Source organism: Virgibacillus profundi (assembly GCF_002287375.1).
Classification (GTDB): Bacteria; Bacillota; Bacilli; order Bacillales; family Amphibacillaceae; genus Virgibacillus_K; species Virgibacillus_K profundi.
Genome location: NZ_NPOA01000011.1, coordinates 98,193 through 112,362 on the forward strand (window position 1 = coordinate 98,193; position 14,170 = coordinate 112,362).

General features: G+C 36.4%; 18 protein-coding genes and 1 pseudogene. 17 read left to right on the top strand and 2 right to left on the bottom strand.

Translation table 11 applies throughout. The annotated features are described in order from the left end of the window. Positions 1-4 precede the first annotated feature (4 nt). From CIL05_RS15495 to CIL05_RS15550, 12 genes and pseudogenes are all read left to right on the top strand, one after another. On the top strand, positions 5-949 hold the full coding sequence (locus tag CIL05_RS15495; RefSeq protein ID WP_095656454.1) for a helix-turn-helix transcriptional regulator: 945 nt from the start codon (positions 5-7) through the stop codon (positions 947-949). Between the two features lie 87 nt (positions 950-1,036). Next, positions 1,037-1,525, top strand: a complete 489-nt coding sequence (locus tag CIL05_RS15500; RefSeq protein WP_095656455.1) for a DinB family protein — start codon at positions 1,037-1,039, stop codon at positions 1,523-1,525. 21 nt (positions 1,526-1,546) lie between these two features. Next, a complete protein-coding gene (locus CIL05_RS15505; RefSeq protein ID WP_276245349.1) occupies positions 1,547-1,801 on the top strand; it encodes a DinB family protein in 255 nt (84 codons plus the stop codon). Positions 1,802-1,962: 161 nt separating this feature from the next. Then, positions 1,963-2,407: pseudogene (locus tag CIL05_RS15510) on the top strand (VOC family protein). A gap of 160 nt (positions 2,408-2,567) precedes the next feature. Continuing rightward, entirely contained in the window at positions 2,568-2,858 is a 291-nt protein-coding gene (locus CIL05_RS15515) for a hypothetical protein (protein ID WP_206207790.1), read from the top strand. A gap of 933 nt (positions 2,859-3,791) precedes the next feature. After that, positions 3,792-4,208, top strand: coding sequence for a hypothetical protein (locus CIL05_RS22680; protein ID WP_240510215.1), 417 nt, complete (start codon positions 3,792-3,794; stop codon positions 4,206-4,208). A 228-nt stretch (positions 4,209-4,436) separates the two neighbouring features. Continuing rightward, positions 4,437-5,195: a cytochrome c biogenesis CcdA family protein gene (locus CIL05_RS15525; protein ID WP_095656456.1), complete on the top strand. Its 759-nt coding sequence runs from the start codon at positions 4,437-4,439 to the stop codon at positions 5,193-5,195. A 15-nt stretch (positions 5,196-5,210) separates the two neighbouring features. Beyond that, complete coding sequence (locus tag CIL05_RS15530; RefSeq protein WP_095656457.1) at positions 5,211-5,798, top strand: TlpA family protein disulfide reductase; 588 nt, start codon at positions 5,211-5,213, stop codon at positions 5,796-5,798. Between the two features lie 128 nt (positions 5,799-5,926). Next, positions 5,927-6,445 (top strand): SCO family protein, encoded by a 519-nt coding sequence (locus CIL05_RS15535; RefSeq protein ID WP_240510216.1) that lies wholly within the window; start codon positions 5,927-5,929, stop codon positions 6,443-6,445. A gap of 53 nt (positions 6,446-6,498) precedes the next feature. Further along, complete coding sequence (locus CIL05_RS15540) at positions 6,499-7,113, top strand: peroxiredoxin family protein (RefSeq protein WP_095656458.1); 615 nt, start codon at positions 6,499-6,501, stop codon at positions 7,111-7,113. A 38-nt stretch (positions 7,114-7,151) separates the two neighbouring features. Continuing rightward, positions 7,152-7,835, top strand: coding sequence for a response regulator transcription factor (locus CIL05_RS15545; RefSeq protein ID WP_095656459.1), 684 nt, complete (start codon positions 7,152-7,154; stop codon positions 7,833-7,835). Then, positions 7,828-8,910: a sensor histidine kinase gene (locus CIL05_RS15550; protein WP_095656538.1), complete on the top strand. Its 1,083-nt coding sequence runs from the start codon at positions 7,828-7,830 to the stop codon at positions 8,908-8,910. The genes CIL05_RS15545 and CIL05_RS15550 overlap by 8 nt, the downstream gene beginning before the upstream one ends. A gap of 172 nt (positions 8,911-9,082) precedes the next feature. On the opposite strand, the gene CIL05_RS15555 is transcribed toward CIL05_RS15550, so the two are convergent. Next, the gene (locus CIL05_RS15555; protein WP_095656460.1) at positions 9,083-9,634 is read right to left on the bottom strand and encodes a cysteine hydrolase family protein; all 552 of its coding nucleotides are present in this window, start codon (positions 9,632-9,634) and stop codon (positions 9,083-9,085) included. A gap of 118 nt (positions 9,635-9,752) precedes the next feature. Here CIL05_RS15555 and CIL05_RS15560 point away from each other — a divergent pair, with 118 nt between their 5' ends. Then, entirely contained in the window at positions 9,753-10,193 is a 441-nt protein-coding gene (locus CIL05_RS15560) for an Lrp/AsnC family transcriptional regulator (protein WP_095656461.1), read from the top strand. 123 nt (positions 10,194-10,316) lie between these two features. Here CIL05_RS15560 and CIL05_RS15565 read toward each other — a convergent pair whose 3' ends face one another. Beyond that, positions 10,317-10,658 (bottom strand): winged helix-turn-helix transcriptional regulator, encoded by a 342-nt coding sequence (locus CIL05_RS15565; RefSeq protein WP_095656462.1) that lies wholly within the window; start codon positions 10,656-10,658, stop codon positions 10,317-10,319. 169 nt (positions 10,659-10,827) lie between these two features. On the opposite strand from CIL05_RS15565, the gene CIL05_RS15570 reads away from it, so the two are divergent. From CIL05_RS15570 to CIL05_RS15585, 4 genes are all read left to right on the top strand, one after another. Then, entirely contained in the window at positions 10,828-11,055 is a 228-nt protein-coding gene (locus CIL05_RS15570; protein ID WP_095656463.1) for a hypothetical protein, read from the top strand. Positions 11,056-11,395: 340 nt separating this feature from the next. Further along, a complete protein-coding gene (locus CIL05_RS15575) occupies positions 11,396-12,271 on the top strand; it encodes an SIR2 family NAD-dependent protein deacylase (RefSeq protein WP_095656464.1) in 876 nt (291 codons plus the stop codon). A gap of 83 nt (positions 12,272-12,354) precedes the next feature. Then, on the top strand, positions 12,355-13,197 hold the full coding sequence (locus CIL05_RS15580) for an SIR2 family NAD-dependent protein deacylase (RefSeq protein WP_095656465.1): 843 nt from the start codon (positions 12,355-12,357) through the stop codon (positions 13,195-13,197). A gap of 41 nt (positions 13,198-13,238) precedes the next feature. Further along, positions 13,239-14,120, top strand: a complete 882-nt coding sequence (locus tag CIL05_RS15585; protein ID WP_095656466.1) for an SIR2 family NAD-dependent protein deacylase — start codon at positions 13,239-13,241, stop codon at positions 14,118-14,120. The last annotated feature ends 50 nt before the right edge of the window (positions 14,121-14,170 follow it).

A 14,170-nucleotide genomic window follows, 5' to 3' on the forward strand; every position in this document is an offset into this window, starting at 1 on the left:
GATAATGTCCAAAGCACAACGTTTAATTGAATTAATGATGACTGTGAATACAAAGCGTAAGTTTACGGCAAGGGAATTAGCTGAGGAGTTTGGCGTTTCCTACCGTACGATTCTTCGTGATTTGGATGAATTGAGTGCAATAGGTGTTCCTCTCTATTCAGAAGTTGGTGCAGACGGCGGTTATCATGTATTGAAAGAACGAATGTTACCACCAGTTTTATTGAAGGAGTCGGAAGCAGTTGCACTTTATTTTGCTTTCCAATCTTTGCAATTTTTCGGATCCCTTCCATTTGAAACGGAAACGGGTTACGTTTTAAAGAAGTTCTATCTATATTTACCCCAAGATACAAAGGCACGCATTGATACAATGAAGGATCGAATAGTTTTTTGGAATCCAAACCGTGTCCAGCCTACTGATCATCTGGAAATACTTCTGAATGCTGCAGTTGATCAATTCGCACTTTTTATTCATTATGACAGCAAGGAAGGTGTAAAGGAGAGAACCATTCAACCGATTGGTTTATATAGTCATAATGGATTTTGGTATTGTCCATCTTATTGCTTCTTTCGTAAAGACATTCGCCTATTCCGTGCTGATCGAATTTTAAAAGCAATAAAAACAGATGCAGAGGTGCAGAACCTGTCCTATAAATCCATAATGGATTGGATTGAACTGTTTGATAAAGAGGTTTCTGATCCGATTACTTTTTCCGTAGAATTGACGAAAGCGGGAGTTCGTCGTGCAAAGTCTGAGTTGGATTTGGAACGGATTGTAAAAGTACGAGAGGATGGTACTGGCAGGATAAACGCAGATATCCCTAAATCTGAACTGATTTATTTTGTTGATCTCATCTGGAATTTTGGAAATGAAGCCTTAATATTGGAACCTACGGATGCTATCACATATATGAAACAAAAACTAAAAAAGCTCTCGGAACAATATAGTTGATTTATTTTAAATATCTATTAATAGTGACATGATTTGTCATTATTCCATGGTATGATGAAAAAAATTACACATGGAAGGATGAGAGCAATGAATGCTACAGATATTGTTAGAAATGAATTATTGGCTGAACTTAAATTAGGTGTTCGAACAATGGAGGGTTTGTTGAAAAAGGTAAAAGAGAAGGATTGGGAATATCGGCTAGCAGACAATATGCGGAATCTTCAGGAACTAGCTAAACATGTCGTCTCCATATTAGAGGTAGATCTCAACATCTGGAAGGAAAAAGATCGGGCAACCATTCAAAGGTTGGAAGCAAAGTACGATAAATTAGAATCAACTGATGCCATGATTGAAGCGATGTATTATGGATTTGATTGTTATAAAGCGTATATGTTGTCTTTGTCTGAACAAGAATTTCTGACCAAAAAGACAAAACCTTTTTACTTAGAAGAAGGTGAAATTCAAGCGCATTGGCTCATTGAAGATGTTTCCCACTTTTTTCACCATCGAGGTCAATTTTTTAACTATTTGAAGCAGCTTGGTTACGATATAAATATGTTCAATCTATATGTCTAAGGGTAAAGCTAATGAAATATAGTGGATGGGTATGCAGAGCCGGCCAAACTGTATAAAGCCTTTTTCAATAGTCAAGAAGATATGGACAAACTTATGGCTACGGATCATACGACTATCGGAAGACTGGAAACCCATCTTTCAGAACTCGTGCAGCTTGTCGTCAATCATGGTACCTACCACCGCAGGAATCTTGCCTCTATGATTCGCCAACAGGGTTATCCTAGCGTACCAACGGATTATATTATGTATCTTTATGACAGGCAAGCAGAGAACTAATTTGTTACGTTAATGGGCGCAAGAACGGCATAAGAATTGCGCCACTTTTGCTTATAAAAGCTATTTCGCTGAACAAAAAAATAGAACCACTGACATGCAGGTATCAGTGATGGTCGATTATAATCGTAATTGTATACTGATATTAACGGAGGTATTTGATTATGAGTAAAATACAGAGACTACGAGGATTCTCCACCATCAGTTACTGGGCAGATGATGTGGTGGCAGCCAAGAAGTGGTACACTGAATTTTTGGGCATTGAACCATACTTTGAACGTTCGGGTAAGGACGGAAAGCTTGCTTATATTGAGTTTCGCTTCGGTGACTACCAGCACGAGCTTGGCCTAATCGATCGACGCTATGAACCGGATGGTGCGACTCCTGGACCAGGCGGTACTGTCACTTTTTGGCACGTAGACGATGTGACAGCAACCCTTGAAAAGCTATTCTCCATTTGGGTCGAATGAGTACGAGGCACTCACACACCGTGAGGCAGGTTTTATCACGGCTTCCGTCATTGATCCATTTGGTAATGTACTAGGTATCATGTACAATCCTCACTATTTGGAAATATTGAATTCCGGAATTCAAAACAAAGATGAATGATTTTTCATAGCTTTATGAACATTGCAAGCTAAAGGCGTTTCAAGTTCCATAATACGAAAACAGATAATATAATTAAATAAGAATCGGGACGTGATTTTAAAGTAAAGAGTTTAGATAAAAGAAAGGGATATTAACAGATGAAAAAACAGTAGCCATGAAAATGGGTGTTAAAGAAAATACAAATGCATTCATTAAAAATGGCGATATTGAAGCAATAGAAAATATTGAATTACCAGCTCTTGATATATTAACAGAATTAAATAGAAATTTTGACTATATACATCTGTTTACTAAAAATAAAGCAGGATTTAAAGAGTGCTTTCCCAAGCTGAAGCTCTATTTAAAGCCCAGTGGAATGTTATGGGTTTCTTGGCTCAAAGGTGGCAAATTACGAACAGATCTAACTATGAAAACTGTTATCAAATTAGGTTATGATTTTGGTCTGGGTTAAAATTTACTCATCCCAAAGAAGGGAAAGTATATAATAATAGTTATGGAAAATTAAACTTACATAAGTGAATAGCCATTATGAACAATTTTTTTCTAATGGATTTCATTTGCTTGACGGTAGCATAGACACTTCAAATTAGATAGGATTCAAAGCATTTTAGTTATTTCATTATACGAACGGGCGCGATTGTGGTATAACGAAGTCACAATCGCCCTTAAATAATTAAGTGAAAACGGAGATATACATTTATTCTTTAAGTACATGTCTACATTGAAAGAACACTATTCAATTCACCATTTTTATTAAAAAGGTATTGATAAGATTTTTCTGATGATCTCTTTCGCATCCTTAATTGTAGCTATACTGTCACAACAAAAAAAGTAACCACCCATTAAACACCTAGCGAGCATTTGAGTTGATTACTTTCTAACTCAGGACGTGTAGAGCTGCCCCCAAGAAGGGCTGTTACACCATAGTCCGTTCCATGTACCAGCATGGTCGGTCTTTTATTTTTTTATGACTTTCTACATAAAGTATACCTCATTTTCCTCACCAAAAAAACATTTACAAGTTTATTTTGTTCACCATTAGATGGCTATAAAAAAGTAAATTCAAAAAATAAAAGAAAATACTGTATAAGGCGGTAATAGGACATAAGTTATCTGATATCTTTGTTGCTTTCTATCAAAGCTATAATACCTATCAGAACATTGAAAACATACAACAGACTTTCCCTTGCCATATATTTAAACAAACAATGCTATGAACTTCAGTCAAGATATATGTAAGAAACCTCTGTGCTGATTGAAAATTTCGCTTTATGTCTTAGAATTTCCATATTTTACATATAAAATAGTATTACTTTCATCAAATTTTCACATTGCCTATGTATTATAGTGTTTGCAGGATAATGAAACGGAGGAAAAATGCGAAATGGCGTCAGTAGATAAAATAATGTCAATCGGTATTATTGTTATAAGTATAGTCGCAGGACTTATTTTCTTCTATATAGTGAGTGACTTACCAAAGGAAAAAAGGAAAGTACATATCGAAGAAATGGTTGCACAACTTATTAACTTCATTATCTTTATTTGGCTTGGGAAAATCATATTGAATTTTTTCATATTCATAAAAGATCCATTAGCCATATTAGCGTATCCAAGTGATTCAGATGCTTTTTACCTGGCTTTATTGTTTAGCGCTATTGTACTTATGTATAAGTCGAAACGGAATGAAATAGATATTCTTCTGTTTATAGAATCTTTTTTATCAGTATTTTTAGTTCGTCATTTTTGTATGAGTTTATTCAACTTGTTTGGAATAACAATACATATTCACTCGGAAACTTAGTTCTATTTACTGTCCTCCTTGTGTTATACCTCCTTATTCGTGACCGTGTACCTGTCAGTAAGGTAATAATCGTGATGTTAATCGGATTCACAGCAGGCATTTTATTATTGTCCTATATTCAGCCATTTGCTACAGTATTCGGCTATATCATGGCACCGTGGTTTGTGAGTTTGTTTTTCATCATAAGTTTATCATTAATCATATATCACAAAAGAAAGAGGGATTGTAATGGGTGGAATTGAAGCAGATACAATGTTGATTGTAGGGATGTTTTTAGCGATTGGTGCAGGAGCATTATCTTTCTTGTCACCCTGCGTTCTGCCAATTTTTCCAGCATATATGTCTTATATTACTGGAATTAGTGTAAAGGAATTACAAGGGACTAAGAATACTCAAATTCGTCGTCAGTTACTAAGCCATTCCTTATTTTTCTTACTTGCGGTTTCGCTGGTCTTTATCAGCCTGGGTGCAAGCGCATCGTTTTTGGGGCAATGGGCTCAAGATTTACTACTTGGCGATTCTGGGTTATTTATTCAACGAATCGCAGGGATTTTTATCATTATTATGGGGCTATTTGTTGCAGGCTGGATTACCATTCCAACATTAATGAAAGAAAAGCGTTTTCGTTATTCTAAAAAGCCAGCAGGCTATTTGGGGACATTCTTTATTGGCCTTGGATTCGCTGCAGGCTGGACCCCGTGTATAGGTCCAATTTTTGGATCTATATTACTTCTGGCTGCAAGTAACCCTGGTCAAGGTGTATTTTACACAGTTATGTACGTTATCGGCTTTTCATTGCCATTTCTTATTTTGACTTTCTATCTTGGATCGACGAGATGGATTGTTCGGCATAGCCAGATAATTATGAAGGTAGGCGCAGTTATTATGATTATTATGGGTCTGATTTTATTTTTCGGACTAATGCCACGTATCACTGGATTTCTGCTTGAATTAGTACAAGACACATGGTTAGCAAAACTAGGATAACAGAGGTGATATTCAATGAAAAAGGCAATTCTTATTGTGATTGTAGTAGGAATGTTTGGATGGACTGTGTATGATTTTACAAGTTCAACTAATGAAACCGCCATTGAAGAAGAGCAGGGGGGAATGATTACTTCTCCATCACCTAGTGATGATGAAGGGGGAGTCACAGAGTCTGAAGAGATTGGACTTGCATTAGGACAGATAGCTCCTGATTTTGAATTGGGGACACTGGACGGAGAAACCGTACGTTTATCTGATTATAGAGGGACACGAGTTATAATCAACTTTTGGGCTACTTGGTGTCCACCATGCATTGAGGAAATTCCTGACTTGCAAAAGCTTTATGACAATAAGGATGTGGAGATTTTAGCAGTCAATTTAACAGAAACAGAAGAAAGTAAAGAAGATGTTGCCCAATTTGTAGAAGACTTTGAAATGACTTTTCCGGTGTTAATGGACACAAACTCTGAACTCGCTACTACCTATCAGGTTGGGGCATATCCGACCTCCTATATGGTTGATTCAAATGGTCATATTCAATTCTCTGCAATGGGTGCAATGAATTATGATCTTATGGTACAACAACTGGAAATGATGGAATAGCTGTTTAAATTCAACCACTTTTTAAATTTCCATTTTAGTATTTTTATCAGGAAATAGGGTTTATAAAAGTGAGAATGGCAATAATTATGCTAAAGCAAACTTTTAGATAGGAAAGGAATTGAATAAGGGTGAAGCGTTTATTAATTATGGTGTTTGCTTTTATGCTTTTTCTAACTGCATGCGGGGAAAAGATTGAAACAAATATGTCAAGAGATGTGCAGGCTTTCGAGTTTACAACACAGGATAATGAATCGCTGGCACTTAAAGATTTAGAAGGAAAATGGTGGGTAGCGGATTTTATTTTTACAAATTGTACGACTGTCTGCCTTCCAATGACAACCAATATGTCAAAGCTTCAGGATAAAATCAAGCAGGAAAATCTGGATGTTCAGCTTGTTTCATTTAGCGTGGATCCTGAATACGATACACCTAAAGTGTTGGAGGAGTATGCAGAGAGTTATCAGGCCGACCTAAGCAACTGGTCATTTTTAACAGGTTATGAGTTTCAAACAATCAAGGAGTTATCAATCAAATCATTTCAATCCCCTTTGGAAAAGCCTCCGGAAGGGGAAGTAATTAAACGATATTCCGGTACAGATCCAAAGAAATTAGATGTGATTATTGATGACTTGAAAGAAGTATCTTGAGTAATAGCACCAATGGTTGGGGTTATCTAATATAGGAAGGTAGGTGATATTCAATGAAAAAAACAATTATTATCGTGATTGTAGTGGGAATGTTAGGATGGGCGGTGTATGATCTGATTTTACAATCGAATAATTCAGCAGCTCCGGATAATGAGGTGTCTGAACAAGAAGAATCTAGTTTTGTCAGCAGTCAGGGAAATGAGACAGTAGTTAATGAAAAAAGCGAAACTGCAACCCAAGCCGCTGTTGGGTTAAACGTAGGAGATATGGCTCCAGACTTCCAGCTGCAGACATTAGCAGGTGAAACCACTAAATTATCAGATTACTTGGGTCAACGTGTCATGGTTAATTTTTGGGCTACCTGGTGTCCACCGTGCCGTGCTGAAATGCCAGACATGGAGAAGTTCCATCAAGCTAAAGATGTTGTTATCCTGGCTGTCAATTTAACGGAAACGGAGCCCAATACACAACAGGTACAAAATTTTGTGAATGAATTTAACTTAACGTTTCCTATTTTATTAGATGAGGAAATTGAAGTAGCTACCAGTTATGGTATTCGCCCAATCCCAACTTCCTTTATGATTGACTCAAATGGGATCATTCAATATAAGGCTTTAGGTGCATTAAATTATGACTTGATGGTGCAGGAATTCGAAAAGATGAAATAGCCCCTGTTTTTGCCTACAATAAGGGGGAGGTGACTAAGATGAAGCAAACCATATTAGTTGTAGAAGATGATAACATGATTCGTAACCTTGTAACCATTTATTTGGAAAAGGCCGGCTATGATGTGGTTCAGGCTGCTGACGGGATGGCGGCAAAGGAAGCTTTTTTAAAATACCACCCATGTTTAATTATTCTCGATTTAATGCTCCCAAAATTAAGCGGAGAGGAATATTGTAAGTGGGTCCGTGAACAAGAACAGGGCGAGATATCCATTATTATGCTTTCTGCTAAAGCTCGTATAGAAGAAAAAATAAACGGATTGAAAATCGGTGCAGATGATTATTTGACGAAGCCGTTTGATCCGAATGAACTTATCGCTCACGTAGAGGCTGTATTACGGCGAACAGGACAATTTTGTCAAAAGATTGTCTTTGACGGATTATGTATTAAACCGAGAAAAGGCGAGGTTCTACTATATGACAAACAACTGAATTTGACCAAACATGAATTCAATCTGCTTTATCATTTCATGAAAAGTCCTAACATAGTTTTATCAAGAGAGCACTTAATCGATCAATTGTATCCTTATGCCGACAGAACGGTTCTGGATCGTACAATTGATGCCCATATAAAAAAACTTAGAGAAAAAATTGAAGATAGTCCTGCTTCACCTAAACGAATTCGTACTGTTCGGGGAATGGGGTATAAATTTGTTAATGAATAAACATGGAAAGTCAGTACTTCCAAAACGATTTTTATGGCGTTTAACATTTCTTAATATATTTGTTGTTGCCTCTTTTATCGTAATAAGCAGCTTGGCAATTTATCATACAGCTTGTTATTTAGTTGATGGAATGGGGACAATGAATAATCAAAAACAACAACAGTTTAATTCAACTCTTTTTCTTTATTTATGGATATTTAGTGTTTCTGCAATAGTAATAGGTAGTCTGATTCACTTTTATTTAACTAGAAAAATGATCCGTCCAATAAGGCGATTGATAGATTCTACCAAAAGGATGAAGAAAGGACAATATCCCAGTCCAATCGAGGTGAGATCAGAGGATGAGGTAGGGCAGTTGATTGCTAATTTTAATGAACTGGTACAGCAACTGAAAAACAATCATCAACACAGAAATAAGCTTGTATCTAATTTATCACATGAATTTCGCACCCCTCTATCAAATTTAAATGGTTACCTAAATGCATTGACCAATGGAGTTATTGAAGGTGATCCTAAACTTTACCAATCGCTTCACGAGGAAACAGAAAGAATTATCAACATGGTTGAGCAGCTTGAACAATTGAAAGAATGGGATTATGTATCAAAACAGAATTTTTATGAAAAAGAACTGGTAGATATGCAGTTGTTAGTAGAGCAAGCAGTAGAGATGTTTCGTTGGTCATTGAAAAAAGCAGGTATTTCTGTCAACGTTCAAATAGAATCTGGAAAAGTAAATGTATACAATGGAGGTGTTTCTCAAGTTATTACGAATTTGCTTGATAATGCCATTCGTTACTATCAGGGGGCAGGGCCGATCATGTTAAAAGGAGAAAATCTTAAGTCGGAATATAGGTTTACTGTCACTGGTCCAGGTCAAGCAATTCCATTAGCTGAACAAGAGAAAATCTTTGAGCGCTTTTACCGTATTGATCCTTCCAGAAACCGGGAAACTGGCGGTTCAGGGCTTGGACTTGCCATTTCAAAAGAACTCATCGAACATCACAATGGAAAAATTGGATTTAGTTCAGAAGCTAATAATCATACATTCTGGTTTACATTGCCACTTTCCAAATGAAATTCATGCTGTCAAGAAAATCTGGACAGCATGATGAACTAATGATATTTACTTATTTGGATCAGAATTAGAGTGACCCTTTTATTTAATAAGAATGTCTCGCAGCATCTCTAATAAAAATAAGAGAGCTTGTTTTCAAACAAGCTCCCATTTATATAGGATTACATGTGTGTTAGCTTTGTTTCAGAAAATCCTCAGTCGAAGTTACTTCCGCATACATACCATCAAGAGCACCGACAAATGCATAGTGGACTTGTTCAGCTGGTACGGCATTACCTTGATAGGATAAATCTCTTGTTGCACATGCATCTTCAATAAGTGTAGTTTCATAGCCTAAATCTACTGCAGCCCTGACTGTGGCATCAATGCACATATGTGTCATCATGCCTACAACAACAACTTTGGTTACTCCCTGTTCTTTTAATTTGCTTTCTAATTCTGTCTTTAAAAAGCTGTTAGGGAAACTTTTTTTGATAATGGTTTCGTTTTCCAATGGTAGAACAGCTTCATTTATTTCTACCCCTTCCGTATCTGGAAGAAAGAAACCTAACGCTGGGTCAGCTGCAATATGCTGAACATGAAAAATATTTTCTTTGTTATTTTGTCTAAACCATTCAAGAACCTTAGCAGCATTGGAAGCCGCTTTATCAGGGTTGACTAGTTCCATCCTTCCATTTGGAAAATAGTCATTTTGAATATCGATAACAATTAAAGCTGTACTCATTAATATCACCTCATATAATTTTCTGTTACAATATAATGATAAATGATACCCCGATTTTTATCGATACTTTGATGAAACACTTTTACAGCAAATCATTTCATGGTGAAAGGAATTAATTATGCAACTTGATAATATTGATTTTCAAATACTTCGGCTATTAACTGAAAATTCACGTGTTCAGTGGAAAGACTTAGGAGAACAAATCCATATGACAGGACAAGCCGTAGGAAATCGGATTAAAAAGCTTGAGGATAGTGGTGTGATTAAAGCCTATTCTCTAATCGTTGACGAAATGAAAATAGGTCTTTCTTACACAGCATTTGTAATAATTTATATGAAAACAGCAAAACATGACCCATTTCTGCATTGTATTAAGGAACGGAAAGAAGTGGTTGAAGCACACCGCGTATCAGGAGAAGGATGTTACCATTTGAAAGTAAAGGTTAATTCACAAGAACAATTGAATCTTTTTCTGAATGAAATACTCAGGTTTGGAAATTATTCTTTGTATCTATCGATAAAAGAGATCAAACAACACAATCCATTGAGTGCGACATGAATTAAAAAAGAGTTCATAACAAAACCCGGGATGAAAATTAACTTTTCCCGGGTTTTTTCTTTTTTACAATTATTGATTGCAACTTAGGCATTCGCCTAAAAAGCTTGACGAGAGCTAAGTTATCTAATATTTATACGGTTGGTTATGCTCTCCCCACTGGCACATTTCCTGAATAATAGGCCAGAGTGTGTGCCCTTTTTCAGTAAGGCTATATTCAACCTTGGGAGGAATTTGCGGATATTCCTCACGATGAATAATACCATCATTCACCATATCTTTTAGTGTAGTACTAAGTGTTTTGTAGGTTATTTTGCCTAACTTACGCTGCAGTTCATTATAGCGTACTGCACCGTTTTTTGATAGTTGATAAATAATTTGTAGCTTCCATTTCCCGTTTATTATGGAAAGTGTGTATCCAAAAAAAGGTTCTTGGTTGTCATCAATATTAACTTTAGATGTTTTCATGTTTACACTATCCTCCTAGATAGTATGCGTCAAAAAAGTACATACTTGTTATTTGATTTATATCAACTATATAATATATTTAGATTCAAGTAAAGCTGTGTTTCAAAATATATATGACACCCTCGATTTTTCAATTTGTATTTGGAAGTGGGAATGTTTTGCGTATCTTATGAAAAACAAATTTAAAAAGATTCTCTTCCTGGAATTAGGCGTAGGAACGATGAAGCCAATGTTTATTAAAGAGCCATTTTGGGAGATGACTAATAGTTTGCCCAGTGCATCCTATATTAGTGTTAATCCGAATGATGCTGTAGTTCCCGGAAAGATAGAGGAAAAAGGACTTGCGATTAACGAAGACATTGCCCGCGTGCTTCAAGATGTCTTGAAAGGAAAATAAGTGAATGGGATGTTACCAGTAACTCCTTTTGATACTTGGTGGAAGCAAAAAATCTATAGACAAGTCGCTCTGTGATTGGCCTACAATTTTATTAGACTAATGAATTACAGTCAGTAATGTTAATGTCTTCTTTCCAACTACACTATCTAATAGGAAAGTATATGTCAAAAAAGTGCATACTTGTTTTCGGTTGCATACCAACTATATAATGTATTTAGAATCGTAAAAGGGAATTCATAGGGAAGACAAAATATACTTTTGGACCTGAATATTTGAGAGGTATGCTATGAATTTGGATATTCTTGACTACGAATAAAATTATTAGGAGGAAAAGTAAACGATGATTTCACAACAATATCAAGACAACATAGCAACATTAAGGCAAAAAATACAAGAGGCTGAGGCGATAGTGGTTGGTGGCGCTGCTGGGATGTCTGAGGCTATCGGACACAGTTTTTATCATACTGATGAAAATTTTCTCAAACATTTTGGGGAATTCGCAGATAAATATGGTATTAAAAACCTTTTTGAGGGCTTTTATTACCGTTTTTCCACAAAAGAAGAACGGTGGGCTTTTCTTGCAACTGAAATAAAGTTTTTATATGATGCAGAAGCTGGTCGCCCTTACCTTGATTTATTGCAACTACTTCAAGGAAAAAACTATTTCACTGTTACAACAAATCAAGACGCACAGTTTTCCAAGACTTTCCCTGAAGAGAAAGTTTCCCCAATTCAAGGAGATATGCGTTATTTTCAATGTGGCTCCCGTTGCCATGATCATGTTTATTTTAATAAAGAGCAAGTTGAGAACATGTATGCAAATATAGATGGAACCAGAATTCCAACAGAGTTAATTCCAGTATGTCCAAAATGTGGGCAGGAAATGGAACCGTGGGTGCGCTCTTTTGTATTTCTCGAAGGAAGCACTTATCAAAGTGAATTAAGAAAATATAATGAGTTTCTTATCAAAAACAAGGATAAAAAGATTCTCTTTCTGGAATTAGGCGTTGGAACAATGACACCGATGTTTATTAAAGAGCCTTTCTGGAATATGACTTACAGTTTTCCGGACGCTTACTATATTACAATAAATCCTAAAGATGCAGTTGTTCCTCAAGAGTTAAGTGAAAAAGGACTTGCCATTAAAGAAGATATTGCCCGTGCCTTACAAGATGCTTTAAACGAGAAGGAAAAAAGAGATGCGGTTATTGGATAAGTTCTGAGCAATTTGAATTCGCCTTACAGGAATTTAATAAGCAAAATAGATTCATCAAATTTTAGAAAAAAGTGGAGGTTCATATGGAAGAGAAGTATCAAGAAGTTTTAAGCAAAATCAAGGAGGCAGACAGCATTCTAATCGGCGCAAGTAACGGTCTCGCCATTTCGGAAGGTTATAATATTTTCGCGGAGGATTCGTCCTTTCTGGAACATTTTGGCGATTTTCGTAAAAAATATGGTTTTCGTAGTATCCTACAGGGAGCCTTTTATCCATATCCTTCCGAGGAAGAAAAGTGGGCATTTTTCAGCCGTATGTATGCCTACTTTTTAAACAACAAGGAAGCTAATCCTGTTACGAAGAACCTTTATGAACTGGTGAAAGATAAAAATTATTTTGTGGTTACCTCTAATACAGATTCCCATTTTACACTGGAAGGATTTCAAAAGGAACGTCTTTTCGAAATAGAGGGCAATAGTCGGTATTTACAATGTTCTAATGGTTGCCATAATCGAATTTACCAAGGCGACGAAATATTGAGTAAAATGGCTCGAAACCAAAAAAATGGAAAAGTTCCTTCAAATCTTATTCCTAAATGTCCGGAATGTGGTGGTCCAATGCAAGTCCATGTCGAAGTCGATCGGAATTTTCTAAAGGGCGAAGAATGGCAAACTAGCTTTCAGGCTTATAAGGATTTTATCGAGAATGCTTATGATAAGAATTTAGTACTGTTGGAATTAGGCGTAGGAGCAAGAAATCAGTTGATTAAAGCTCCATTTATGAATTTAACTAGCTTAGAGGAAAATGCTACCTACATTACCCTGAATAAAGGCGAGCTTTATATTCCAGATGTAATTGCTAATAAATCCATTGGTATCGACGGCGATATTACGGATGTGTTAGAACAATTAGTACTGATGAAATAAGGTAAAATAACTTATAAAATATAGGGGAGGAAAAGTAAACGATGATGATTTCACAACAATATCAAGACAATATAGATATAGTACTACAAAAAACTGAAGAAGCTGAAGCGATTGTAGTTGGCGGAGCCTCCGGCATGTCTGCGGCTGCTGGGTATAACTGGTATCGAGACGATGAGATGTTTCGAAAGTACTTTGATGCATTTGCTAAACAGTATGGCATCGATAGTATCTTTGGAGGTTTTTACCATAAATTCTGTACAGAGGAAGAACGTTGGGCCTATCTAGCCACTTTAATCAATTTTGTGGCGGAAGTTCCTGTCGGCGAGCCCTACAAAGATTTAGAAAAAATCCTGCAAGCTAAAGAATACTTTATTCTTACGACAAATCAGGATACGCAATTTTTACAAGTGTTCCCTGAAGAAAAGGTCAGTGCCATTCAAGGGGATTGGACATCGATACAATGCTCTGGACCTTGTCATGACCAAGTTTATCCTTTTGTGGAACAGGCAAAAGAAATGTGTGACCATATGGAAGGAACGAAGGTTCCATCTAGCATGGTTCCCAAGTGCTCGGAATGCGGTGGACCTATGGAACTGTGGGTACGTTCATTTGTATTTTTGGAAGGATTCAAATACAGAGATGAGCATAAAAAATACCGTGAATTTCTTTTGGAAAATCAAAATAAGAAAGTGCTCTTTTTGGAGTTGGGTGTCGGACGAATGACTCCGATGTTCATCCAAGAACCCTTCTGGAACATGACTTACAGTTGGCCGGATGCATTCTATATTACTATCAATCCAAATGACGCGTTGCTGCCCGAGCAATTGAAGGATAAGGGACTAGCCATTCATGAAGATATAGCACTCGTACTAAGGGATGTTCAAGCTGAACTGGAAAAAGATAGAAAACAAGGTGCGGTTTGATAGGGTAGATTAGAGTAATACGATAAATGTGGATATTCAACTAGTTTAAT

What these genes read in the sequence shown, in the direction of transcription:
- CIL05_RS15540 (WP_095656458.1), top strand. Translation starts at nt 6,499, where the DNA reads ATGAAAAAAACAATTATTATCGTGATTGTAGTGGGAATGTTAGGATGG.
- CIL05_RS15545 (WP_095656459.1), top strand. Translation starts at nt 7,152, where the DNA reads ATGAAGCAAACCATATTAGTTGTAGAAGATGATAACATGATTCGTAAC.
- CIL05_RS15575 (WP_095656464.1), top strand. Translation starts at nt 11,396, where the DNA reads ATGATTTCACAACAATATCAAGACAACATAGCAACATTAAGGCAAAAA.
- CIL05_RS15530 (WP_095656457.1), top strand. Translation starts at nt 5,211, where the DNA reads ATGAAAAAGGCAATTCTTATTGTGATTGTAGTAGGAATGTTTGGATGG.
- CIL05_RS15570 (WP_095656463.1), top strand. Translation starts at nt 10,828, where the DNA reads ATGAAAAACAAATTTAAAAAGATTCTCTTCCTGGAATTAGGCGTAGGA.
- CIL05_RS15555 (WP_095656460.1), bottom strand. Translation starts at nt 9,634, where the DNA reads ATGAGTACAGCTTTAATTGTTATCGATATTCAAAATGACTATTTTCCA.
- CIL05_RS22680 (WP_240510215.1), top strand. Translation starts at nt 3,792, where the DNA reads ATGGCGTCAGTAGATAAAATAATGTCAATCGGTATTATTGTTATAAGT.
- CIL05_RS15580 (WP_095656465.1), top strand. Translation starts at nt 12,355, where the DNA reads ATGGAAGAGAAGTATCAAGAAGTTTTAAGCAAAATCAAGGAGGCAGAC.
- CIL05_RS15585 (WP_095656466.1), top strand. Translation starts at nt 13,239, where the DNA reads ATGATGATTTCACAACAATATCAAGACAATATAGATATAGTACTACAA.
- CIL05_RS15565 (WP_095656462.1), bottom strand. Translation starts at nt 10,658, where the DNA reads ATGAAAACATCTAAAGTTAATATTGATGACAACCAAGAACCTTTTTTT.
- CIL05_RS15550 (WP_095656538.1), top strand. Translation starts at nt 7,828, where the DNA reads ATGAATAAACATGGAAAGTCAGTACTTCCAAAACGATTTTTATGGCGT.
- CIL05_RS15495 (WP_095656454.1), top strand. Translation starts at nt 5, where the DNA reads ATGTCCAAAGCACAACGTTTAATTGAATTAATGATGACTGTGAATACA.
- CIL05_RS15515 (WP_206207790.1), top strand. Translation starts at nt 2,568, where the DNA reads ATGGGTGTTAAAGAAAATACAAATGCATTCATTAAAAATGGCGATATT.
- CIL05_RS15500 (WP_095656455.1), top strand. Translation starts at nt 1,037, where the DNA reads ATGAATGCTACAGATATTGTTAGAAATGAATTATTGGCTGAACTTAAA.
- CIL05_RS15560 (WP_095656461.1), top strand. Translation starts at nt 9,753, where the DNA reads ATGCAACTTGATAATATTGATTTTCAAATACTTCGGCTATTAACTGAA.
- CIL05_RS15525 (WP_095656456.1), top strand. Translation starts at nt 4,437, where the DNA reads ATGGGTGGAATTGAAGCAGATACAATGTTGATTGTAGGGATGTTTTTA.